Below are 22,870 nucleotides of genomic sequence, written 5' to 3' on the forward strand. Positions count from 1 at the left end.
CAACGCACCCGCAAGCGCTACAGGCACCCCCACCAAACGCGCAGATGCGCCGCAGGCATCAAGGCGCCCGCCCCGGCTGCTCCCGCTCGGACCCACACAGCTCCTCGTTCAGCTCCTTCACCAACTGCACCAGATCAGTAGGCCGATCCGGCCCCCACCAGTCCCCCAGCAACTCCGCCAACGACTCCTCCCGCACCCGCGCCAACCGCTCCGCGGCCTCCCGCCCCTTCTCGGTCAGCATCAGATCCAGCCCCTCCCGCACAGCGAACCGCCGCCCCTCCACCTCCCGAGCGGCGTCGAGGATCACCGGCAGCGGCACCGAACTCCGCTCGGCGAGCACCCCCGGCTCCACCCACCCGTACCTCTTGATCCGCAACAGCAGCCAACTCGCCGCCGGCGCCAGGTCGTACCCCGCCCGCTCGGTGATCGTCCGGTACACCTCCCGCCGCCCCTCCCGCGTCCCGAGCACCGACAGCGCCCGGCACACCTCGTCGTACGACGACCGCTGCACCGGATTGCTGGCCAGCGTCTCGGTGACATCGGGCGCCGTGACGGACCCCCGCAGCTTGTCCTCCCGCAGGAACCAGGCCAGCACGAACCCCACCAGGGCGACGGGCGCGGCATACAGGAACACGTCCGTGATCGAGGACGCGTACGCCTCCAGCGCCTCCGGCCGCAGCCCCGCCGGCAGTTCCGCGATGTCCCGCGGGTCCGCCTCCAGCCCCTCCAACGAGACCCCGTCCGGCAACCGGACCCCCCGAAACGCGTCCACCAGCTTGTCGTCCAGCCGAGCCGCGAAGACCGTGCCGAAGATCGCGACCCCGAACGAGGCCCCGATCGACCGGAAGAAGGTCGCACCGGACGTCGCGACGCCCAGATCCTCGTACGACACGGCGTTCTGCACGATCAGCACCAGCACCTGCATGACAAGACCGAGCCCCAGCCCGAACACGAAGAAGAACAGGCTCATCTCCCAGGTGGAGCTGTCCACGTCGAGCCGGTGCAGCAACAGCAGCCCCAGCGTGGTCACCGCGGTCCCGGCGACGGGAAACACCTTCCACCGCCCGGTTCTGCTCACGATCTGCCCGGACCCGGTCGACGACAGCAGCATGCCCACCACCATCGGCAGCATGTGCACCCCGGACAGGGTCGGACTGACCCCCTGCACGACCTGGAGAAACGTCGGCAGATACGTCATCGCCCCGAACATGGCGAACCCGACGATGAAACTGATGACCGCGGACAGGCTGAAGGTCCGCACCCGGAACAGCTTCAACGGCAGAACGGGCTCGGCGGCGGTCCGTTCCACGACCACGAAGACGACGGTGAGCACCGCCCCGAGCAGCACCAGCCCGACGACCTCCACCGACCCCCAGCCCCACGTCGTACCCCCGAGGGACGCCACCAGCACCAGGCAGGTGGCCACCGACGCGATGAGGAACGTGCCGGGATAGTCGATGACATGCCGCGTCGACCGGCGCGGGATCCGCAGCACGGTGGCGATGACGGCCAGCGCGACCACCCCGACCGGCAGGTTGATGTAGAACACCCACCGCCAGCTCAGATGCTCCGTGAACACCCCGCCCAGCAGCGGCCCCAGCACGCTGCTCGCCCCGAAAACCGCCCCGAACAGCCCTTGGTACCGTCCCCGCTCCCGGGGCGGCACGATGTCCCCCACGATCGCCATGGACAGCACGATCAGCCCGCCGCCCCCGACGCCCTGAACGGCCCGGAAGGCGATGAGCTGAGCCATGTCCTGCGCCATGCCGCACAGCGCGGACCCGACGAGGAAGATCACGATCGCGATCTGGAAGAGCCGCTTTCGCCCGTACTGGTCACCGAGCTTGCCCCACAGCGGAGTAGCGGCCGTGGACGCCAGCAGATACGCGGTCACGACCCAGGACAGATGCTCCAGCCCGCCGAGGTCGCTGACGATCGTGGGCAGCGCGGTGGACACGATCGTCTGATCGAGAGCGGCGAGCAGCATCCCGAGGAGCAGCGCGCCGATGGAGACGAGGACGTCGCCGGACACGTTCTCGTGTGCCCCGGCTCGCCGCTGCGGAGGCTGCGCGTCACGCACATTTCCCGTCATACCGTGCGCGTCCCCGGCCATGAAGACCTCCCGAAGGTCTCGTTACCCCCTCCATCGTGATCGCTATGTCGGGTTATGGCCTGTCGAGTCCCTTTGGAAGGGGCCCTTCCGGGGGTTGGGGAGAGGACGTGACGAACGTCTGCATAATCTGGGGAGTTCGCAAGGGAGGGACGAACGTGACAGAGCCGAGGGGACGCCTCTGCCCGGAGTGCAAGGCACCGAGGGCTGCCGACAACACCCCGTCGTGCGGCTGCGGCCCCCGGGTGTCCGAGGCCCTGAGAGACGCCCGTACGGCGGAGGCGGCCGCGGCGGAGGACTTCGATCCGCTGCGCATACGGCCATACGTGGAGCTGGAGAGCGACAACCCGGCCGCAACGATGCAGCTACGCCCGATCCCGCCGCAGCTCCCGACACCGGCACCGGCATCGACGCCGGCACCGAACGCACAGGACCTGAGCCTGTTCGAGGCGAGCCCGGCACCGGACGACGAGGACCATCTGCGCGAGCCGCGCCACGGCGCCGAGGACCTGGACGGCGGCGACAGACCCGCCCGCCACCGCCGCACCCTCCTGCTCGGCGTGGGCGGAGCCGTCGTCGCGGTGATCGCGGCGGCGGGCCTGGCGAGCGGACTGTTCACCTACGAGGCGCCGACCCGCGAGAAGGCGCTGCCGGACGACGTACGGGCGAGCGTCCCGGCCCCGCAGACGACGGAAGGGTCGGAGCCGGCCGCTCCGACCGGGACCACGACCCGGTCGACGCCGCCCTCGGCCTCCGCGTCCCCCACCCAGAGCCCGACCTCCTCCCCGTCGCCGTCCCCGTCCCGGTCGACGACGTCCCCGTCCCCGTCCGCGACCGGGTCGACGGAGCCGACGAGCACCGCCTCGGCGTCGGAGCCGGCCGGCTCCCAGGCGGAGGACTCCGCCGCGGCAAGGGAGACGACGCCGCCGACCCTGAGCCGGGGCGACCGGGGTCCCGAGGTCACGGAGCTGGAACTCCGGCTGACCCAACTCGGCCTGTACACGAGGCAGGCGAAGGGGGTCTACAACGAGGCTGTCGAGGACGCGGTGTCCCGGTATCAGTGGGCACGGGGGGTGCGGCCTGAGGAGTACGGCGTGTACGACCTGGAGACCAGGGAGAGGCTGGAGTCGGAGACGACGGAGCCGTGAGGTTCGCCTGAGGGGGTGGGGGGCCGGGTTCGATGGCGCGTGCGGGTAGTCCTGGGTTGCTCGCGCAGTTCCCCGCGCCCCTTGGTTGGCCGCACCGCAGCCCACTCAGGGGCGCGGGGAACTGCGCGACCGGCCACGACACCACCCGCGGCCGCCGACGAACCGAACCCCCACCCCCCTCAGGCGACAACCACCCGAATCCCGCCCCCCACAACCTCCACCCGCACCTGCCGCAAATCCGCCACCGTCACATCCGCCCCATGGAACCCGGCCCGAGGCCCAACCCCCACCACCCGCATCCCCGCGGAGCGCCCCGCCTCGATCCCGGCCGCCGAGTCCTCGAAGACCACGCAGTCCGCCGGCGCGACCCCCAGCTCGGCGGCCCCCTTCAGGAAGCCCTCCGGGTCGGGCTTGCTCGCGCCCACCGACTCAGCCGTCACCCGCACCTCCGGCAGCGCCAGCCCGGCGGCACGCATCCGCGCCGTGGACAGCGCGACGTCGGCCGACGTCACCAGCGCGTGCGGCAGCCCCCGCAGCGAGGCCAGGAACTCCGGCGCCCCGGGAATGGGGACGACGCCCTCCACATCCGCGGTCTCCTCGGCGAGCATGCGCGCGTTGTCCGCATGGTTCTGCTCCATCGGCCGGTCGGGCAGCAGCAGCGCCATCGAGGCGTATCCCTGCCGTCCGTGCACGACCTGCATGACCTCGTCCCCGTCCAGCCCGTGCCGTTCGGCCCAGCGGCGCCAGATCCGCTCCACCACGGCGTCGGAGTTCACGAGCGTGCCGTCCATGTCGAGCAGGAGGGCGCGGGCGGTGAGCACGGTGGGGACGGAGGGCACGGTCGCGGCCGTCATCGGCAACTCCAAGGCGCGGTGAGAAAGACACGGCGAGAAAGGCACGGCGAAAAGGGCTGACCCCCGAGACAAAGCGGGCCCGCCCGCCGGTCAGGGAAAACGGGCGGAGCCACTTTGTTCCTCCACGGTACAAAAGAGGTCGGGTTCGCGCCAGCCGCTTCGGAAAGGGTTCACCGACCGTTCAGCTCACCCGGCCACGGCCTCCCAGAGGCTCCACAGTCCGAGCCCCAGCATCAGCATCGCCGCGACCTTGGTGATCAGCGCCAGCGGAATCCGCTTCATCAGGGCCTTCCCGCCGACGATGCCGAGCCCGGCGACCGCCCACAGCGCGAGGACCGCGCCGAGTCCGACGGAGAGCGGGTCGTCGTAACGCGCCGCGAGGTTCGCCGTCATGATCTGCGTCAGGTCCCCGAACTCGGCGACCAGGATGAGCATGAACCCGGCCCCGGCCACCTTCCAGAAGGACTGGTTCTCCGGCTTGCGGATCTCCTCCTCGTCCTCGCCCTTCTTCATGAGCAGCACGGCGGCGCCCCCGAGGAAGAGCACACCGGTGAGCGCGTGGAGGATCTGCTGCGGCAGCAGCGTCAGCACACTGCCGGCCGCGACGGCCAGCGCGACATGCAGCGCGAAGGCGGCGGCGACGCCGGCGAAGACGTAGGACGCGCGATAGCGGGTGCCGAGGACGAGGCCGGCGAGGGCGGTCTTGTCCGGCAGTTCGGCGAGGAAGACGACGCCGAACACGACGGCCGTCACGGTGAAGCTGATCAAGGTTCCTCAATCGGTCGGGGCTGCCCCACCGAGAGTGCTGTACATCACACGAAGACACCTCGGCAGGGCAGCACACAGTCAGTGCACTGCTTGCCGAAGGTCTCGCTGGCCGACCCCGTGACCGAGGTCCGCCTCCGGGCGCCGGCTCAGACGAGCTGAGCAGTATGTCGACGGTCCGGCGAAGAGCTACTCCCCTTCTGCGCGCCCCATCCTACGCGAGCCCGCCCACCGGCTCACGGAAAGAAAGTCCCGTCCTCAACCTTGTCGTGTCATGCACGCGTCACTAACTTCTCACCGAACACACATCTCCCGGCAATACGGCGCCGCGAGCATGTCGTCGCTCGCACGCCAACACCCCCACCCCTCAAGGGAGTTCGCATGTCGAAGTTCTACGCGCGTCGACGGGTCAGCATACTCGCGGCCCTCAGCGGCCTCATAGCCTCCGTCGCCCTCTTCAACGCTCCGACCGCCTCCGCCGCGCTCCCGACCCCCGTCAGCGCCGCCACCGCCCGCACCTACCTCGCCTCGCTCACCGTGGCCTCCGAGGACCGCACCGGCTACGACCGCGACCTCTTCCCCCACTGGATCACCCAGTCCGGCGCCTGCAACACCCGCGAGGTCGTCCTCAAGCGCGACGGCACGAACGTCGTCCAGGACTCCTCCTGCGCCGCCGTCAGCGGCAGCTGGTACTCCGTCTACGACGGCGCCACCTGGACCGTCGCCTCCGACCTCGACATCGACCACCTCGTCCCGCTGGCCGAGGCCTGGGACTCCGGCGCCGACAGCTGGACCACCTCGCGCCGCCAGTCCTTCGCCAACGACCTGACCCGCCCGCAGCTGATCGCCGTCACGGACAACGTGAACCAGGCCAAGGGCGACCAGGACCCGGCCACCTGGATGCCGTCGCGCACGACGTACCGCTGCACCTACGTACGCGCCTGGGTCCAGGTGAAGTACTACTACGGCCTCTCGGTCGACTCGGCGGAGAAGTCCGCCCTGACGAACTACCTCGCGAGCTGCTGACGACCGCCTGAGGCGGCACCGCCGGAGTTCGGCAAACCGTGATCTGCGGAACCTCCCCGTTCTCCTCCGTCGTTCCGTACCGTACGGGGCGACGGAGGAGGGCGATGACGTGGCGGAACTGCGCCTGGGTCCACTGCTGAGGTACGTCGACGACTCGTCCGCGACCGTGTGGGTCGAGGCGAGCCGGCCGTGCGCCGCCGAGGTGCGCGGCGCGGACGGTTCCGGCGGCGAGGCCCGTACCTTCCAGGTCGCCGGGCACCACTACGCCCTGGTGCCGGTGACCGGTCTCACCCCGGGCACGACCACGCCGTACGAGGTCCTCCTCGACGGCACGCGGGTGTGGCCGCTCCCCGACGACCGCTTCCCTCCCTCGGTGATCCGCACCCGCGCCGAGAACGACCCCGTCCGCCTCGCCTTCGGCTCCTGCCGCTGGGCCGCGCCGCCCGCCGACGAGGCGGACCCGGTGGGGCCGGACGCCCTGGACACGCTGGCCGCCCGGATCGCGGGTGACCCCGGCGCCGAGCGCCCCGACGTGCTGGTGCTGCTGGGCGACCAGGTGTACGCCGACGAGACCTCCAAGGCGACCCGGCGCTGGCTGGCCGCCCGGCGCGATCTGAGCGAGCCGCCGGGCAACGAGGTCGCGGACTACGAGGAGTACACCCGCCTCTACTACGAGTCCTGGCTCGACCCCGAGGTGCGCTGGCTGCTGTCCACCGTCCCCAGCTGCATGATCTTCGACGACCACGACGTCATCGACGACTGGAACACCTCCGCCGCCTGGCTCGCCGACATGCGGGCCACGCCCTGGTGGCGCGAACGGCTGCTGAGCGGGCTGATGTCGTACTGGGTCCATCAGCACCTGGGAAACCTCTCCCCCGCCGAGCTGGCCGCCGACCCGCTCTACGCCGCCGTGCGCGACACCCCCGACGGCACCGACGAACTGCGCTCCTTCGCGTGCCGGGCGGACGCCGACCCGGCCTCGGTCCGCTGGAGCTACCGGCGCGACTTCGGCCGCGTACGGCTGCTGATGGTGGACACGAGAGCGGCCCGCGTCCTCGACGAGGAGGCGCGCGCCATGCTCCACCCGGGCGAGGCGCGATGGCTGCGCGAGCAGGCGCTGGAGGGGCGCGGCTCCTACGACCACCTCCTGATCGGCACCTCCCTGCCCTGGCTGCTGCCGCACCTGGTGCACGACGCCGAGGCGTGGAACGCCGCGCTGTGCCGGGGCGAGCGCGGGGAGCGCTGGGCGCGGTTCGGGGAGGATCTGCGGCGCCGGGCCGATCTGGAGCACTGGGCGGCGTTCCCGCCGTCCTTCGACGCGCTCGCGGCCCTGATCGCCGAGGCCGGATCGGGGGAGGGGGCGCCGGCGACGGTGTGCGTGCTGTCGGGGGACGTGCATCACGCCTACGTGGCCGAGCCGACCTGGCCGGACGGCACGGGGCCCGACGCCCGGGTCCTCCAGCTGACCTGTTCGCCCGTCCACAACGCCATCCACATGGCGATCCGGCTCGGCTTCCGGTTCGGCTGGAGCGGAGCGGGCCGCTGGCTGGGCCGCCGGTTCGCCGGGCACGGGGCCTGTCCGCAGCCGCCGGTCGACTGGCGCCGGACGGGCGGCCCGTGGTTCGGCAACCAGCTCATGACCCTGACCCTGCGCGGCCGCTCGGCACGACTGCGGCTGGAGCAGGCGCGGGAGCAGAGCGGGGGCGCCGCGCGGCTGCGGACGGTGGCGGAGTCGCAACTCACGCGGTGAGGGCCGGGTGTGCGGTTCGTCGGTGGCTGCGGGTCGTGCAGGGCTGGTCGCGCAGTTCCCCGCGCCCCTTCAGGTGGGCTGAGCCGCAGCCAGCCCAGGGGCGCGGGTAACGGCGCGAACGGCCCCCACCGGCCCGCGGCCGGCAACGAACCCGACCCCGCTGCTCCGCCCACCCCACTCCCGACGGCATGATGAGCCGGACCGTCCGCTTCCGCCGGACGGTTTACTCCAATGCGCCCCACACGCCCGGGAGTCACCCCTTTGAGGACCGCATCGCCCTCCGCACCGACCCAGGACTCCCGCGCGGTCTCCGTCGCCCTGGTCGGCGCGGGCCCCCGTGGCACCAGCGTCCTGGAACGCCTCTGTGCCTCCGCGCCCGAACTGCTCCCGCCCGGGACACGCCTCACCGTTCATGTGGTCGATCCGGCGCCGCCCGGCCCCGGGCGCGTATGGCGCACCTCGCAGGCGGCCGAGCTGTTGATGAACACGGTGTCCTCGCAGGTCACCCTGTTCACCGACGACAGCGTGGACTGCTCGGGCCCGATCCGGCCCGGCCCCAGCCTCTACGACTGGGCGGCGGGCGCGCTGGGCCCGGACGAGTACCCCACCCGCGCCCACTACGGCCGGTATCTGGAGTGGGTGTTCGCGCAGGTCGTGCGCGAGGCGCCGGCGGCGGTACACGTCAAGACGCATGCCGCCCGCGCCGTACGGCTGGACGACGCGCCCGACGGCCGCCAGGTCCTCACCCTCGACGACGGCCGCGTCCTGCCCGCCCTGGACGCCGTGGTGCTGGCACAGGGCCATCTGCCGACGGCCGCCGACACGGCACAGCGCCACACCGCCGCGTACGCCGAGCGGCACGGCCTGCGGTACATCGCCCCCGCCAATCCGGCCGACGTCGACCTGTCCTCCATATCCCCCGGTGAACCGGTTCTGCTGCGCGGCCTGGGGCTCAACTTCTTCGACCACATGGCCCTGTTCACGACCGGCCGCGGCGGAGCCTTCGCACGGGACACCGACGGGCGGCTCGGCTACCTGCCCTCGGGCAACGAGCCACGCCTGTACGCCGGTTCGCGGCGCGGCATCCCGTACCAGGCGCGCGGCGACAACGCGAAGGGCCCGTACGGCCGCCATCTCCCGCTCGTGCTGACGCCGGAGGTGATCGCCGGTTTCCGCAAGCGCGCGGACTCCGGTGAGGCGCCGGACTTCCTCGCGGAGATATGGCCGCTGGTGGCGAAGGAGGTGGAGACGGTGTACTGCGCGGCGCTGCTGCCGGCCGAGCGGCGGCCGGAGTTCACCGAGCGCTTCCTGGCCGTCCCGCACCGCGCCCCTCAAGAGGCCCGCCTGCTCGACGAGTTCGGGATTCCGGAGAGCGAGCGCTGGAGCTGGGACCGGACCTCCCGGCCGTACACGGGGCGCACCTTCGCCGATCCGGGGCAGTGGCGCGCGTGGCTGCTGGCGTATCTGCGCGAGGACGCCGCGCAGGCCGCCCGGGGCAATGTGCACGGCCCGCTGAAGTCGGCCCTCGACGTGCTGCGCGACCTGCGCAACGAACTGCGCCTGATCGTCGACCACGGCGGCCTCACCGGCACCTCCCGCCGGGACCACCTGGACCGCTGGTACACCCCGCTCAACGCCTTCCTGTCCATCGGCCCGCCCCGGCGCCGTGTCGAGGAGCTGGTGGCGCTGATGGAGGCGGGTGTGGTGGAGGTGCTCGGGCCGCGACTGGAGGTACGGGAGGAGGCGGGGGCGTGGGTCGCGCGCTCCCCCGAGGTGCCGGGCTCGGCGGTCCGGGCGACGACGCTCGTCGAAGCCCGCCTGCCCGAGGCCGAGTTGCGTCGCACGGGGGACGAACTGCTCGCCCGGCTGCTGAAGACGGGGCAGTGCAGGCCGCACACCGTCGACGGGTACGAGACCGGAGGGCTGGACGTGACCCAGCGGCCCTACCGGCTGATCGACCGTCAGGGGCGGCCGCACGACCGGCGGTTCGCGTTCGGGGTGCCCACGGAGGGCGTGCACTGGGTGACGGCGGCGGGGGCTCGGCCTGGTGTGGATTCGGTCACTCTTTCGGACGCGGACGCGGTGGCCAGAGCGGCACTGAGTGCCGCCTTTTCCGGGGCGGAAGGGGATGCGCAAGGGGTTGCCGAGGCGGAAGTGTGGCCAAATGTTGAACTTGCAAGCATCGATTAGGCCTGCCTAACGTGGGGCCTCCTCCGTTCACTTACCGTCCCCAGGCCGGTGCTCACCGGCACCGGCCGCCCCAGACCGAGGGAGTCCCCCACATGACCGGTCGCCTCAACAGCGCCCAGCCGTATGCCATCGGCCTGTTCCGCATCGTCGTCGGCCTGCTCTTCGCCTGCCACGGCGCCAACTCGCTCTTCGGCACGTTCGGCGGCGAGACCCCGGACGTCGGCACCTGGCCGGGCTGGTACGCCGCGGTGATCGAACTCGCCGGCGGCAGCCTGGTCCTGCTCGGCCTCGGCACCCGCGGCGCCGCGTTCATATCCTCCGGCGCCATGGCGTACGCGTACTTCAAGGTCCACCAGCCCCAGGCGCTGTTCCCCATCGAGAACAGCGGCGAGGGTGCCGCCATGTACTGCTGGGCCATGTTCCTGCTGATCTTCACCGGCTCCGGCGCGTTCGGCGTGGACCGCCTGTTCGCCAAGCGCTCCGGTGCGCAGGGCAGGGCGGCGACCGACCAGACGCCGGTCGCGGCCTGAGGGCCGAGACCCCCGGCCCGGTACGACGGCGCCCGTGACCGCGCGGCTCACGCGGTGCGGGCGCCGTTCCGGCTTCTCCCGCTCCCTCCCCGACCCGGCGGCGTCAGCCGGGTGAAACATGTGTGCCGAACACACGAGCCCCCCGTGAACCTCCTGTCACACCCCCCGCGTACGCTGTATGGCTGTCATAGGCCGCCCCTGCCGCTCCCCCACGACATCGCGGCACGGTCTGGCCACGGGGGTAAAACGGGGAGTTGTCGTGCTCGAGGGAATCGAGGACGTGGGTTCGCTGACAGCGGGTCCATGGATCTACGTGGTGATCGCGCTGTCGGTCCTGCTGGATGTGTTCCTGCCGGTGCTGCCCAGCGGCGTCCTGGTGATCACGGCCGCCACGGCGGCGGCCGCGGGTTCGGGTGCCGCGACCGGAGAGGTGCCCGGCGAGGTCCCGGACATCCTGGCGCTGACGCTGTGCGCCGCGACGGCCTCCGTCCTCGGTGACCTGGTCGCCTATCGCCTCGCCTGGCGCGGCGGCGCCCGGCTGGACCGCGCGATCGCCCGCTCCCGCCGCCTGACCTCGGCGCAGGAACGTCTCGGCGCGGCCCTCGCCCGGGGCGGCGGCGCCCTGGTGGTTCTGGCCCGCTTCGCCCCCGCCGGCCGCTCGGTGGTCTCGCTGGGCGCCGGCGCCACCCACCGCAGCGCCCGCGACTTCCTCCCCTGGTCCGCCCTGGCCGGCCTCGCCTGGGCCGTCTACAGCGTGGCCCTCGGCTATTTCGGCGCCCAGTGGCTCGGGGCGACCTGGCTGGCGACGGGGGTCTCGGTGGCCGCGCTCTTCGCGGCGGGCGCCGTGGCGACGTACGTGGTGCGGCGGCAGCCGGCGTAGCGGCCTGCCCCTGCGCCTGCGCCCGCCCGCAGGCTCCCGCTACCCGGCCCTGCGTGCCGCCGCGGCGGCGGCCCCTCGCACCTCCAGCCCGTCGAGCAGCTCGGCGGTGGCCTCGGCGATCGCGTCCACGGCGCGGTCGAAGACCTCCCTGTTGTGCGCGGCCGGGGCCCGGAAGCCGGAGACCTTGCGCACGTACTGGAGGGCGGCGGCCCTGATGTCGTCCTCCGTCGCCTCCTCGGGGAGTACGGGCGGACGGAGTGTCTTGATACTGCGGCACATGCCCACCAGTGTCCCTCGGGCACGCCCTGTTCTGCCATGATCACGTCGAGGCGGCCACCGCCGCGAGGGCGGGGCCGACCGACAGGGAGGGACGAACCGTATGACGGCGAACGACGAACTGACAGTGGCGGTCCTCGGTCCGGGCGGCATCGGCGGCCTGCTCGCGGCCCTGCTGTCCCGGTCCGGCCACCGGGTCATCTGCCTGGCCGGCGACGACACGGCGAAGACCCTGCGGACGACCGGGATCCGGGTCCGCAGCGGCCTGTTCGGGGACTTCACGGCCCCCGTCGAGGCGGACACCGAGCTCCGCGAGCCGGTCGACGCCTGCCTCGTCGCGGTGAAGGCCACCGCCCTGGAGGCGGCCCTGACCCGCGTCCCGCCCACCGCGCTGGGCGACGCCTTGGTCGTACCGTTCCTGAACGGTGTGGAGCACCCGGCGGCGCTGCGCGCCCGGTACCGCGAGGACCGGGTCGCCCCGGCCGTCATCCGTGTCGAGTCGACCCGGGTCGCCCCGGGGGAGATCGAGCACACCAGCCCGTTCGCCGAGATCGACCTCACCGGCGACCCGGTCCCCCGAGCCCGGCTGGACGCCCTCGCGCGGGCCCTCGACAGCGCGGGCCCGGCCACCCAGGTCCGCACCGACGAGACGGCGACCCTGTGGGCGAAGATGTCGTTCCTGGCCCCCTTCGCCCTGCTCACCACCCGCTACGCCCTGCCCCTCGGCGACGTACGCACCCACCACCGCGAGGAGTTGACGACCCTCGTCGAGGAGACGGCGGCCGTCAGCCGCGCCTGCGGCGGCCCCGCCGACCCGGCCCAGGCCCTCGCCCGCTACGACGCCTTTCCGCCGGGCACGAAGTCCTCGATGCAGCGCGACGCGGAGGCGGACCGCCCGCTCGAACTGGACGCCATCGGCGGCGCGTTGCTGCGGGCGGCGGAGCGGCACGGGGTGGCGGTGCCGGTGGCGAGCCGCCTGGTGGCCGAGTTGAGGGACGCGGGCCACTAGGGCCAGGCCTGCCTGAAGCACTCCTGGGGCCAATCGGACGATCGGCCCCAGGAGTTGAGGAGCGGAGCGGTCGGGCGGACCGGCGGTCAGCGCGGCGTCGTCAGGCCGTCCACCAGCATGATCAGGGCCGATTTCGGGACCGTCCCGTTCGACCCGGTGTCCGGCTGCCTCCAGGTCGGGCCGATGTCGGTGGAGTTCGAGCCCTTGGTGTCGTTGACTCCCTGGAAGATGCCGAAGTCGATGGGGCCGTCGTCCGCCGAGGCGGGGACGGTGGCCATGAGGAGCGCGGCGCCGGCGAGTGCGGCAGCGGTGATGATCTTCATGCCTGACTCAACGAGCAGTGCGCACCCAGGATGCTCCGCTATGCCGCCTTATGCCCCTTTGGTCCACGGCAGCCGGTCAACCCCTCGGCGATGAGGGCGACGCCGGCACCCAGCAGCCAGACGTCCTTGGCCAGCGTGATTCCCTGCTCAGTGGGGCGCAGACTGCCTTCCCGGCGCATGCCCGGCGTGCGCAGGTAGAGCCCGAGGGTGCCGCAGGAGAACGCGGTGAGCGCGGTCCCGGCGACGGCGGCGGGGACGACCGGCACGAGCAGCGCGGCGGCTACGGCGAGTTCCGCGACGGAGAGCCGCCGGGTGAACTCCCGTGCGTCGAGCCTGCCCACGACGGGATACGTGGCGGCGGTGAGCTGATGAAGCCCCTCGGCGGTGGCCTGGTCGGCGTCGCGTTTCGACAGTCCGGAGTCGAGGAAGAACGCGCCGACGGTGAGCCTGAGCGGCAGTTGCCGCGCCGCGGAACGCCATGCCGATACGGACACCATGCCGGACCTCCTGCCCCTCACCCCCACCTCCCACCATCCCACCGGCCAGAACCCTGTCAAACCGGACAGGGATGCTGCCGGTGGTCCGGTCAACCCGAAGTGGAAGCACACCATTTGCGGGTGTTAGATAGAAATCGTCACGAACGTGGGGACGTGCCGCGACGACGGGGAGCCACGGGGCCGCGATGACCAGGTCAACCGGAAGGTCCTGTGCGTGACGAGCCGGCGCCGGCGATACACCGTGCGCTCATGGCCAAGTCCATGCCCGAACCCTTCGCGTGAGGAGCGCTGCCATGCCTGCCACCAGCCCGGTCGTCCTCGAGCCCGCGGCACAGGGCGTCGCCGACGGATTCTCGCAACCGCCGTTCCTGTACGAGATGGCGCCGGCCGACGCCCGCAAGGTCCTCGCGGACGCACAGGCCGCCCCGATCGACAAGCTCCCGGTCGACGAGGAGTGGATCACAGTTCCCGCCCAGGTGGGGGACGTGCGGGTACGCATCGTCAAGCCGCGGGGCGCCACCGGCATGCTGCCGGTCATCGTGTACATGCACGGCGGCGGCTGGATCCTCGGCAACGCCGAGACCCACGACCGGCTGGTGCGCGAACTCGCCGTCGGCGCCCACGCGGCGCTCGCGTTCGTCGAGTACACGAACTCACCGGAGGCCCACTACCCGACCGCGATCGAGCAGGGCTACGCCACCGCCCAGTGGATCACCCGGAACGGGGCCTCCAAGGGCCTCGACGCAGGCCGTATGGCGGTGGCCGGTGAATCGGTGGGCGGCAACATGACGGCCGCGCTGACGCTGATGGCCAAGGAACGCGGCGACGTCACCTTCGTGCAGCAGTCGATGTACTACCCGGTCACGGACGCGGCGATGGACACCGAGTCCTACGAGAGGTTCGCCGACGGGTACTACCTCTCCCGCACGGAGATGGAGTGGTTCTGGGACGCCTACACCACCGACCCGGCACAGCGCGCGGAGATCACGGCGTCGCCGAACCGGGCGAGCACCGAGCAGGTCGCCGGACTGCCCCCCGCCTACCTGTGCGTCGACGAGGCCGACGTGCTGCGCGACGAGGGCGAGGCCTACGCCGCCAAGCTCCGCTCGGCCGGGGTCCCGGTGACCACCGTGCGCTACGACGGCACCATTCACGACTTCATGCTGCTCAACGCGCTCAGCGAGACCCGCGCCACGCGCGCCGCCATCGGCCAGGCCACCTCTTTCCTGCGCGCCGGGCTGGGAACCGACTGAGGCGCTCGGCCACCCGTTCGCATGAACCCCCCAAAGACGCTCGCAACCCAAAATCGAACAGGCGTAGCATTGCCGTGTGGCTACGCCCTATGACTTTCCGAGTGACCTGCTCGCCGGTCAGGAGGAGCTGCATCAGGTCCGGGCCGAGCTGTCGGCCCTGCTGAAGCGGCTTCCCTGGTCGGTCGTGCCCCTTGAGGGCTTCAGCGATGACAACGGCTGGCGCAAGGTCGAGCGCCCGGCCTCGCCCGGCTGGACCGAGGACGAGCAGGCCGAGGTGGAGAAGCTCCGGCAGCGCGAGCACGAGCTCGCGGTGTTCGTCAGCGGCCACCGCTTCTGGTCGGAGATCGCCGCGGCGGAACGCATGGACGCCCGCATGAAGCTGAAGCACGCCCACGGGACGCAAGAGCACAACTGAGACGCCGAAGGGCCCCGCCGTGTACGGCGGGGCCCTCTGCTGCGGTGGGCGCGGACGGTTTCGAACCGCCGACATCCTGCTTGTAAGGCAGGCGCTCTACCCCTGAGCTACGCACCCCAGAACGAGTCGACAGCCTACCTTGCCAGGGGCCATGTCCCGCAAACCCGTTTGGCCGGGACGGGGGAAGGCCCTGGGGTTATCCCCACCACGGATCCGGGAGCGGCCCGGATCCCGCGGTGCGCCCGGGGTCCGTACGGTCGAAGCACCGTCGCACCCCGGGCCGAAGAGGCCGGCCCGGGGAAGTCCCGGAAGTCCCGGAAGTCCCAGGGGGAGATCGTCATGGCCCGTGCCCGCGCCCGTGCTCGTACCGTGCCCGTCCGCGCCGCCGCCGTCGCCGGAGCCGTCGTGGTGCTCGTCGGAGGGCTCGCCGCCTGCGGGGCCTCCGCCGGGGACGACAAGGAGCCCGAGCACCGGTCGTTCGCCCTTCAGGGGCGGACCCTGACCGTCGACTCCGACGACTCCGCGCTGGAGATCGTCGCCGCCGACGCGCACGAGGCGGGCGCGGTGGAGGTCACCCGGTGGTTCCAGGGGACCGTCGCGATCGGGTCGGATCCGAAGGTGACCTGGTCGATGAAGGACGACCGGTTGGTGCTGCGGCAGAAGTGCTCGGGCATGATCGCCGACTGCTCGTCCAAGCACCGCATCGAGGTCCCGCGCGGAGTCACCGTGAACGTCGAGGACGGGGACGGCAGCGTGCGGGCGCGCGGGTTCGAGGACCCCTTGAGCATTCACACCGGGGACGGCTCCGTGCGGGTCACCGACTCCAGCGGGCCCCTGGACCTGCGGACGGGGGACGGCTCCGTGCGGGTCTCCGGGGTCTCCTCGCGCCAGGTGAAGGCGCAGACGGGCGACGGCTCGATCCGGCTCGAACTGGGCACCGTGCCGGACCGCGTGGACACCCGCACCGGCGACGGCTCGGTGACGGTCGAGCTGCCGCGCGCGAGCTACCGCGTGACGACCGAGACCGGCGACGGCTCGGTGGACGTGTCCGTGCCCCGGGACGAGCGCAGCTCCCATGTCGTCACCGCCCGCACCGGCGACGGAAAAGTCACGGTCCGAACCGCGAACTAACCGGCCCGTGTGTTCGTCCTAAACCGGTGGGAGAATGACAACCGGGCAGGGTGAATGACAGCACGGGAGAGGGATGTGACGGCGACACCTCCACAGCCGCACTCGCCGTCAGCGCCGCGGGCGCGGACCCATCCCGCGCGGGAGGCCGCGCAGCCCGGGTCCGGGAGCGCGCGCCAGGCACTGAGTGACGCCCTCGCCCTCGCCGCCCTCCCCCTGGTCGTCGCCCTCGCGCTGCCGGCCGCCTTCGCCGGCGGCGGCACCCGGCGCTGGTTCGGCGGGCGGGCCGAGAGCCAGCGGGCCGAGGCGCAGGCCGCGAAGGACGCCGCGGCGGCCGCGTTCTACGAGCTGGACACGGCCCAGCGGGATCTGCGGATCTCGATAGAGACGATCGCGGCGGTGGACGACTCCCCCGCCGCGCGCCGGGCGATCAGCGACTTCGCGGCCCTCGGGCGGCGGATCGACGAGGTCTCCCACCAGTACATCCAGGCCGTCGACGCCCATGACCTCGACCGTGACGACCTGGAGGCCTCGGTCGCCGCCCGCGCCCGTACGGAGCTGGGCAGGGCCAAGGACGACCTCGACAACGTCAGGCGCGAGCTGGACCGTTTCACGGACGGACTCGGGCCGCTGCTCGGCAAGGCCGAGACCCAGCTGGCCCGGCTCGCCCCGGCCGTGGAGCGCGCCCGGCAGGGCCTGCTCGCCGCGTCCAACGCGCTGGACGCCGTACGGGAGTCGGGGCTGCGGGCGGACGACCTCGCGGCGCGGCTCGCGGCGCTCGGGCCGGAGCTGACCAAGCTGAACCAGGGCGCGGGGCAGCATGGCGTGCCGCAGACCCTGGAGCGGGCGGAGCGGGTCGCGCGGGAGGCCGAGTCGGTCCGGGTGGAGGCCGAGCGGCTGCCGGAGAAGGCAGCGGAGATCGACCACCGGCTGGTCTCGCTGCGGACCCGCGCCCAGGCGCTCACCACCCGCGCCGGGCAGGTCGAGCCGGTGCTGAGCGAGCTGCGGCGGCGGTTCACGGCGGCCTGCTGGCAGGACCTCCAGGGCGTCCCGGACGGCGCCGCGGAGAACGTACGGCAGGCCGAGCTGAAGCTGACGGAGGCCCGGGCCGCGCGCGACGAGCAGCGCTGGCCGGACGCCACCGCCCTGCTGTCGACGGTCCGGGCGCTGCTGAACAGCACGGACGAGTCGGTGTCCGCGGCCGGCGACCGGCTGCGCCGGCTGAACGCCGTGCAGAAGGACCCGCAGCAGGAGATCGACCGGACGCGCTTCGCGATCCGGGACGCCCAGCGGCTGGCCATGGCGGGGCGGAACACCCCCGACCCGCGCCACGCGCGCCCGCTGGACGACTCCGTCGCCCGGCTGGAGCGGGCGATCGGCACGCTGGAGGGCCGGCACCCGGACTACTGGCACTTCCTGACCGAGACGGAGGCGGTACGGCAGACGGTGGCCGGGGTCGTCGCCCGGATCCGCGAGGAGCGCGGGGCCGGTCACTGAGCCGCACCGCCTCGGTCCCGGGGTGATCAGGTGCGGTAGGCGTAGTACGCGGCGTTCGGGTCCGACGCGATGATGCTCGCCAGCGAACGCCGGTAGGTGTTCGAGGAGTGGTACGTCAGATACGGCACGCCCTGCGGGCTGCGGTACGTGACGATCATCGTGTGGTCCTTGGACCCGTCCTTGTCGAAGTCCATCTGGAGCACGTCACCGACGTCCATCTGGTAGACGTTGGCGAGGCTGGTGGTCCGCTTGGAGTTCTGGGCGAACCACGACCACTCGTTGACGCCGACGAACGAGTGCGACTGGATCTCGGCGTTGCCGAACCACCTGGTGTAGTCGTACACATAGCCGGGCACGTGCTTCCAGCCGCCGGCCTTCAGGGACTGGCTGACGAAGTTGGTGCAGTCGCCGCCGGCGCCGTGCCCGTTGAAGTCCGGGTAGTCCTTGTTGTAGTTCCTCCAGTACTTCTCCGCGTAGGCGGCCATGGCCTTGTAGTCCAGGGCGGTGCCGGTGAGGGTCTTGGGTTTGGCCGGGGCGGGGTAGGTGGTCGCGGCGCGCGGGGCGGACGGCATGGTGTCGTTCACGGCGGGCGCCCTCACCGACGGCTTGGCGAGCGTGTTCACCGCGATGCCCTGGTCGGTGTCGCGGATCCCGGTCAGCTGCCAGTCGCCGTGGCGGTCGGCGGTGAAGGTGAGCTCGTGGCGGGCCTGGAACCCGGTGGTTCGCGGCTCGTCGCCGCGGACCTTGTCGTAGGTCAGGGTCGTGGTCTCGGTGACCTCGGCCTTGGCCGTACGGCCCGTCACGCGCGTGGCGTCCAGGGTAACGGCGGTGTTCGCCGCGCGGTACTTCTCGCCGAGCCGCGCGAGAAGGTCCCCCCGCCGGTTGAGGGCGCTCAGGGCGGTGTCCTCGCCGCGGGCGAGCCGGGCGGACAGCCGGACGTCGCCGGAGAAGCCCGCGGTCTGCGGCTTGCGGCTCTGCCCGCCGTCGACGAGGGCCTGGGTGCGGTCGGTGAAGACCGCGTCCGCCAGCCGCTGGAAGGTGGCCCTGGTGCGGGCGTCCACCGCCGGGTCGTCGGTGACGGCCGCGCCGGCGCTCCACTGGGGCAGCAGCGCCGCTCCGGCGGCGATCGAGACGGCGGCCGCCCCGACTATGGTGACGCGTGCGCGCGAACGGGGCAGTTTTGTTGATCTCACGGGGATTCTCCTCGCCCGGGGTGGTCGAACCCGGGCAAGGAATCTTTACACCATCTCCTCAATTGCGAGGCACCCGGGGGTAATTGAGCGGCCGACTACTTCACCACCGTCGACCAGTCCGGCGACTGCGCCGGGTCCAGGCCGCGCAGATTCCGCAGGGTCTCCGGCTTCTGTACGTCCATCCAGTCGGCGAGCTCCCGGAAGGACACGCACTTGACGTCCTTCTTCGTGCACACGCCCTTGATGACCTCGTCGACGGCCTTCATGTAGATGCCGCCGTTCCACTCCTCGAAGTGGTTGCCGATGAAGAGCGGGGCCCGGCTGCCGTAGTAGACCCGGTTGAAGCCCGCCATGTAGGTGGCGAGCGTCTCCCGCTGCCACTCGGCGTGCCGGGCCGGGTCGCCGTCGGTCTCGCCGTCCGACTGGTTGTAGAGGAAGTTGAAGTCCATGGACAGGCCCTGGAAGTCGCCCCCCTCGTACGGGAGCATCTGGAGCGGGAAGTCCCAGATGCCGTTCTTCTTCGTGGGCCATATCTGGAAGTCGCCGGTGGAGCTGGCGTCGTAGCGCCAGCCGTAGCTCTTGGCGGCCTTCAGCAGGTTCGCCTGGCCCTCCAGACAGGGCGCGCGACCGCCGGTGACCTCCTTGCGGAAGTCGAACGGCAGCGGCTTGAGGTCGGTGTAGCCGGTGTTGGTCCTCCAGCGCTCCACGAAGTCGTAGAACTGGTCGATCTCGCTCTTCCACTCCGCCACGCTCCAGTCGTCGCCGCCCTTGGCGCCGCAGAAGTGTCCGTTGAAGTGGGTGCCGATCTCGTTGCCGTCCTTCCACGCCTCGCCGAGCTGCTCCACCGTGCCGCGGATGTGTTCGTCGGTGGGGAAGCTGATCGCCGCGGAGCCCTTGGCGTGCTGGGGCGGGGTGTAGAGGTCCTTCTTGTCCTTGGGCAGCAGGTAGATGCCGGTGAGGAAGAAGGTCATGTGGGCGCCGTACTTCTTCGCCATCTCCCGGTAGTGCGAGAAGAGTTCGTCGTCGCCCTGGAGCGCGCCGTCCCAGGAGAAGACCACGAACTGGGGCGGCTTCTCACCGGGCTTGAGGGGCACGGGCTTCAACTGCCCCGGCTGCGGGCCGGTGTAGGAGGTGGAGCCGTCACCGAGGACCTTCGTCCTGCCGTCCCAGGTGGGTTCGCCGCGCGGCTCGGCGGAGGGCCGCCTGCCGCTGTCTCCGGTGGCGGAGGACGCGGTGGGGGTGCTGTGCGTGCGGTTCAGGACGAGATAGCCGCCGACGAGGGAGGCGACGACGAGGAGGGCCGCGAGGGTCAGCATTCCCGGGGGCGGGTTGCGGCGGGGTTCGCGGGGGCGGCGGCGACGGCCGGACGGTGACATCATGCGCGGCTCATTCTGCGAGGGGGTGGGGGGTGGGGGTGTCCGGTCGCCGGGTCAGCCGAGACCCAGGGCACCGGACCAGATGTCGTAGGGAACGCTGTCGGCGGGGGTGCCGGCGAGGCCCTTCAGCGGCAGTGGTTCGAGGCTCTTGGTGAGGTCGATGCGGTAGGCCACGACGGCCGTCGACACGGCGGAGGCGGTGCCGACGTACCAGGCCGCGGTGTCGTCCTGGGTGGTGCCCGCCTTGCCCGTGGCGCGCGGGGCCGAGGCCGCGGTGGCCGGCCGGGCGAAGGCGAAGGCGTCCCGCAGCGCGGACTGGACCTGCTCGGCCACCTTCGCCGCCACCGCCCGGCGGGAGGCGGGCTTCGCCAGCTTCACCCGGGAGCCGTTGCGGGTGATCCGGGACACCGAGTACGGCTCCACGTGCGTGCCCGCGGCGGCGAACGTGGCGTACCCGCTCGCCATGCGGATCGCGCTCGGCGTGGCGCTGCCCAGGGACAGCGCCGGCACCTGCGGACCGAAGCTGGAGGCGAGCAGCCCGGCCGCCTCGGCGGTCCGGCGCACCTTGTCCAGGCCGGTGTCCATGCCGAGCTGCATGAACGGCGTGTTCACCGACAGGGCGAGCGCCTTGTGCAGGCTGATCCGCCCGTAGTCCTGACCGCCGTCGTTGCGGGCGACCACCTGCTTGCCGCCGCGGTCCCAGTACGGCCCCTCCGGCGTCATCACCGGCACGCCGTCGTCGCCGTCGTACAGCGTCTGCGGGGTGACCTCGGTGGCGGCGCCGTCCCGGGTCTTGCGGACGCCGTTCTGCAGCGCCGAGGCGTAGACGAAGGGCAGGAAGGCCGAACCGGCGCGCACGGTGGTCGCGTTGGACTCGTTGTAGCCCTGCTCACGGTGGTCGGGGCCGCCGTAGACGGCGAGTATCCGTCCGTCCGCGGCCACCGAGGCGGCGCCGTAGTGCGCGGTCCGCGCCGCGCCCGGATGCTCCTTGCCCGCCTGCTTGCGGGCCTTGGTCACGGCGTCGGTGAGCGCGGTCTCCCGCTTCCGGTCGAAGGTCGTGTAGATCTGGTAGCCGCCGAGGTCGAACTGCTTGTCCGTCAGGTGCGCGGCCTTCTTGGCGTACTGCGCGGCCAGTTCGACCAGGTAGTCGCTCTGCTTGCCGGTGTCGTAGCCCCGGGCCTGCTTCAACGGCTCGGGGAACTGCCGGTACTTGGCACGCTCGGACGCCGGCAGCCGGCCGATGTCGACCATGCGGTCGAGGATCCAGGACCAGCGCTCCACCGCCCGCGCGTGGTTGGCCTTGCTCAGCGCGGGGTCGTAGAGGGCGGCACCCTTGAGGAGGGAGGCGAGGACGGCGGCCTCGCTGACGTTCAGCTCGCCGACGTCCTTGCCGTAGTAGGCCTGGGCGGCCCGCTGCATGCCGTAGGTGCCGCGGCCGAACCAGCTGGTGTTGAGGTAGCCCTCCAGGATGTCGTTCTTGCTCATCCGGTTGTCGAGCTTCAGGGCGAGCATGGCCTCGGTGAACTTGCGGCCCACCGAGCGGTCCTGGTTCAGGTAGACGTTCTTGACGTACTGCTGGGTGATCGTGGAGCCGCCCTGGGTGTCGCCCTCGCCGAAGGTGCGCCAGACGGCCCGCGTGATACCGCTGAGCGAGATGCCCGGGTCGCTGTAGAAGCTGGCGTTCTCCGCGGCGAGCACCGCCCAGCGGACGTCCTCGGGTATGTCCTTCAGCGGCATGTCCTGCCGCCGCACCCAGCCGGTACGGGCCATGGGCGTGCCGTCGGACCAGAAGTAGACGTTGTCCTGCTGGGTCGCGTACGAGTTGAGGTTCTTCGGGATGTCGGTGGCGGCGTAGGCCACGGTCAGGGCCGCGGTGGTCACGCCGAGGAAGGTCAGCGCGGCACCGAGCCACTGCCGCCACGAGGGCATCCAGCGGCGCCAGCCGGTGCGGCCCGGCCGTGGGTAGCGGGGCCGCAGGCGGCGCAGGTGCGGTGCCCAGAGGGCGACGGCCGCCCTGAGGCGGGACAGGGCGGAGGGCCGGGTGGCCTTCCGGCGATGTCCCGGGGTGCGGGACTGCCTGGTGTCGCGTTCGCCTGTGCGGGATAACTCCGCACCGACCGTCCGCAGTTGCACGGTCTCGTCCGGCGGGAGCACGGGGACCTTGAGTTGCATGGTCTCGTCCGGCTCCTGCCCAGCCCTGGTCACGGCTGCGCCCCTCCCCGCATTCGGTCGTGCCCGCGCGGAAGGGCATGGCCGCCGCGGTCAACGGCAGCGCGCCCCCTGTTCCCCCGGCCTTACGGCTCCGAGCGGCGATCGAAAAATAGCAGTGACCTTTTCAAATTCTCCACACCGGTACCGGACAGCGTCGATCACAAACGGCGGCAGAGGGGTGCGTATCCGGTCACGCCGATTAGTCTGTGACCATGCCTCGCTACGAATACCGGTGCCGCAGCTGCGGCGACACGTTCGAACTGAGTCGGCCCATGGCGGAGTCGTCCGCGCCGGCCGCGTGCCCTGTGGGGCATGACGACACGGTGAAGCTGCTGTCGACGGTTGCTGTGGGCGGCACGGCCAGCGCCCCCGCGGCGGCGCCCAAGGCAAGCGGCGGGGGCGGTGGGTGTTGTGGTGGGGGCTGTTGCGGCTAGGTAGC

General features: G+C 71.8%; 21 protein-coding genes and 1 tRNA gene. 12 read left to right on the forward strand and 10 right to left on the reverse strand.

Annotated features, from left to right (window positions below; genetic code table 11):
* Positions 1–58 precede the first annotated feature (58 nt).
* On the reverse strand, positions 59–2,113 hold the full coding sequence (locus ACIRD7_RS10070; RefSeq protein WP_403451963.1) for a DHA2 family efflux MFS transporter permease subunit: 2,055 nt from the start codon (positions 2,111–2,113) through the stop codon (positions 59–61).
* Between the two features lie 155 nt (positions 2,114–2,268).
* On the opposite strand from ACIRD7_RS10070, the gene ACIRD7_RS10075 reads away from it, so the two are divergent.
* Entirely contained in the window at positions 2,269–3,258 is a 990-nt protein-coding gene (locus ACIRD7_RS10075; RefSeq protein ID WP_403451965.1) for a peptidoglycan-binding protein, read from the forward strand.
* A 179-nt stretch (positions 3,259–3,437) separates the two neighbouring features.
* Here ACIRD7_RS10075 and ACIRD7_RS10080 read toward each other — a convergent pair whose 3' ends face one another.
* Together ACIRD7_RS10080 and ACIRD7_RS10085 are read right to left on the reverse strand one after the other, a co-directional pair.
* A complete protein-coding gene (locus tag ACIRD7_RS10080) occupies positions 3,438–4,112 on the reverse strand; it encodes an HAD family hydrolase (RefSeq protein WP_403451967.1) in 675 nt (224 codons plus the stop codon).
* A gap of 186 nt (positions 4,113–4,298) precedes the next feature.
* Entirely contained in the window at positions 4,299–4,880 is a 582-nt protein-coding gene (locus tag ACIRD7_RS10085; RefSeq protein ID WP_403451969.1) for a TMEM165/GDT1 family protein, read from the reverse strand.
* Positions 4,881–5,258: 378 nt separating this feature from the next.
* Between ACIRD7_RS10085 and ACIRD7_RS10090 the strand changes: the two genes are divergently transcribed.
* The 5 genes from ACIRD7_RS10090 (at position 5,259) to ACIRD7_RS10110 (ending at position 11,253) form a co-directional block, all read left to right on the forward strand.
* Complete coding sequence (locus ACIRD7_RS10090; RefSeq protein WP_403451971.1) at positions 5,259–5,903, forward strand: HNH endonuclease family protein; 645 nt, start codon at positions 5,259–5,261, stop codon at positions 5,901–5,903.
* A gap of 109 nt (positions 5,904–6,012) precedes the next feature.
* Positions 6,013–7,653 carry an alkaline phosphatase D family protein gene (locus ACIRD7_RS10095; RefSeq protein WP_403451972.1) on the forward strand — a complete coding sequence of 547 codons (1,641 nt, stop codon included), beginning with the start codon at positions 6,013–6,015 and terminating at the stop codon, positions 7,651–7,653.
* Between the two features lie 261 nt (positions 7,654–7,914).
* Positions 7,915–9,843, forward strand: a complete 1,929-nt coding sequence (locus ACIRD7_RS10100) for an FAD/NAD(P)-binding protein (RefSeq protein WP_403451974.1) — start codon at positions 7,915–7,917, stop codon at positions 9,841–9,843.
* A 92-nt stretch (positions 9,844–9,935) separates the two neighbouring features.
* Complete coding sequence (locus ACIRD7_RS10105) at positions 9,936–10,373, forward strand: DoxX family protein (protein ID WP_403451976.1); 438 nt, start codon at positions 9,936–9,938, stop codon at positions 10,371–10,373.
* Between the two features lie 259 nt (positions 10,374–10,632).
* Complete coding sequence (locus tag ACIRD7_RS10110) at positions 10,633–11,253, forward strand: DedA family protein (protein ID WP_403451978.1); 621 nt, start codon at positions 10,633–10,635, stop codon at positions 11,251–11,253.
* Between the two features lie 39 nt (positions 11,254–11,292).
* On the opposite strand, the gene ACIRD7_RS10115 is transcribed toward ACIRD7_RS10110, so the two are convergent.
* Complete coding sequence (locus ACIRD7_RS10115) at positions 11,293–11,532, reverse strand: DUF2277 domain-containing protein (protein WP_403451980.1); 240 nt, start codon at positions 11,530–11,532, stop codon at positions 11,293–11,295.
* A gap of 100 nt (positions 11,533–11,632) precedes the next feature.
* On the opposite strand from ACIRD7_RS10115, the gene ACIRD7_RS10120 reads away from it, so the two are divergent.
* Positions 11,633–12,538 carry a ketopantoate reductase family protein gene (locus ACIRD7_RS10120; protein ID WP_403451982.1) on the forward strand — a complete coding sequence of 302 codons (906 nt, stop codon included), beginning with the start codon at positions 11,633–11,635 and terminating at the stop codon, positions 12,536–12,538.
* Between the two features lie 86 nt (positions 12,539–12,624).
* Here the strand turns inward: ACIRD7_RS10120 and ACIRD7_RS10125 are convergent, their stop codons facing one another.
* Positions 12,625–12,861: a hypothetical protein gene (locus ACIRD7_RS10125; RefSeq protein WP_403451984.1), complete on the reverse strand. Its 237-nt coding sequence runs from the start codon at positions 12,859–12,861 to the stop codon at positions 12,625–12,627.
* A gap of 38 nt (positions 12,862–12,899) precedes the next feature.
* Positions 12,900–13,358 carry a hypothetical protein gene (locus ACIRD7_RS10130; protein WP_403451985.1) on the reverse strand — a complete coding sequence of 153 codons (459 nt, stop codon included), beginning with the start codon at positions 13,356–13,358 and terminating at the stop codon, positions 12,900–12,902.
* Between the two features lie 293 nt (positions 13,359–13,651).
* On the opposite strand from ACIRD7_RS10130, the gene ACIRD7_RS10135 reads away from it, so the two are divergent.
* Positions 13,652–14,611 carry an alpha/beta hydrolase gene (locus tag ACIRD7_RS10135; RefSeq protein WP_403451987.1) on the forward strand — a complete coding sequence of 320 codons (960 nt, stop codon included), beginning with the start codon at positions 13,652–13,654 and terminating at the stop codon, positions 14,609–14,611.
* A gap of 76 nt (positions 14,612–14,687) precedes the next feature.
* Positions 14,688–15,026, forward strand: a complete 339-nt coding sequence (locus ACIRD7_RS10140) for a hypothetical protein (protein WP_403451989.1) — start codon at positions 14,688–14,690, stop codon at positions 15,024–15,026.
* A gap of 45 nt (positions 15,027–15,071) precedes the next feature.
* On the opposite strand, the gene ACIRD7_RS10145 is transcribed toward ACIRD7_RS10140, so the two are convergent.
* A tRNA-Val gene (locus ACIRD7_RS10145) sits at positions 15,072–15,143 on the reverse strand.
* 222 nt (positions 15,144–15,365) lie between these two features.
* On the opposite strand from ACIRD7_RS10145, the gene ACIRD7_RS10150 reads away from it, so the two are divergent.
* Positions 15,366–16,157, forward strand: coding sequence for a DUF4097 family beta strand repeat-containing protein (locus tag ACIRD7_RS10150; protein ID WP_403451991.1), 792 nt, complete (start codon positions 15,366–15,368; stop codon positions 16,155–16,157).
* 75 nt (positions 16,158–16,232) lie between these two features.
* Positions 16,233–17,651 (forward strand): hypothetical protein, encoded by a 1,419-nt coding sequence (locus tag ACIRD7_RS10155; RefSeq protein WP_403451993.1) that lies wholly within the window; start codon positions 16,233–16,235, stop codon positions 17,649–17,651.
* Between the two features lie 26 nt (positions 17,652–17,677).
* Here the strand turns inward: ACIRD7_RS10155 and ACIRD7_RS10160 are convergent, their stop codons facing one another.
* From ACIRD7_RS10160 to ACIRD7_RS10170, 3 genes are all read right to left on the reverse strand, one after another.
* Positions 17,678–18,844, reverse strand: a complete 1,167-nt coding sequence (locus tag ACIRD7_RS10160; RefSeq protein ID WP_403451995.1) for an amidase domain-containing protein — start codon at positions 18,842–18,844, stop codon at positions 17,678–17,680.
* Between the two features lie 95 nt (positions 18,845–18,939).
* Positions 18,940–20,223: a hypothetical protein gene (locus ACIRD7_RS10165; protein ID WP_403451996.1), complete on the reverse strand. Its 1,284-nt coding sequence runs from the start codon at positions 20,221–20,223 to the stop codon at positions 18,940–18,942.
* A gap of 51 nt (positions 20,224–20,274) precedes the next feature.
* Positions 20,275–22,392 (reverse strand): transglycosylase domain-containing protein, encoded by a 2,118-nt coding sequence (locus ACIRD7_RS10170; protein WP_403453054.1) that lies wholly within the window; start codon positions 22,390–22,392, stop codon positions 20,275–20,277.
* Between the two features lie 251 nt (positions 22,393–22,643).
* Between ACIRD7_RS10170 and ACIRD7_RS10175 the strand changes: the two genes are divergently transcribed.
* A complete protein-coding gene (locus ACIRD7_RS10175; protein ID WP_403451998.1) occupies positions 22,644–22,865 on the forward strand; it encodes a zinc ribbon domain-containing protein in 222 nt (73 codons plus the stop codon).
* Positions 22,866–22,870: the final 5 nt, after the last annotated feature.

It is taken from the genome of Streptomyces sp. NPDC093568 (assembly GCF_044764945.1).
GTDB lineage: Bacteria > Actinomycetota > Actinomycetes > Streptomycetales > Streptomycetaceae > Streptomyces.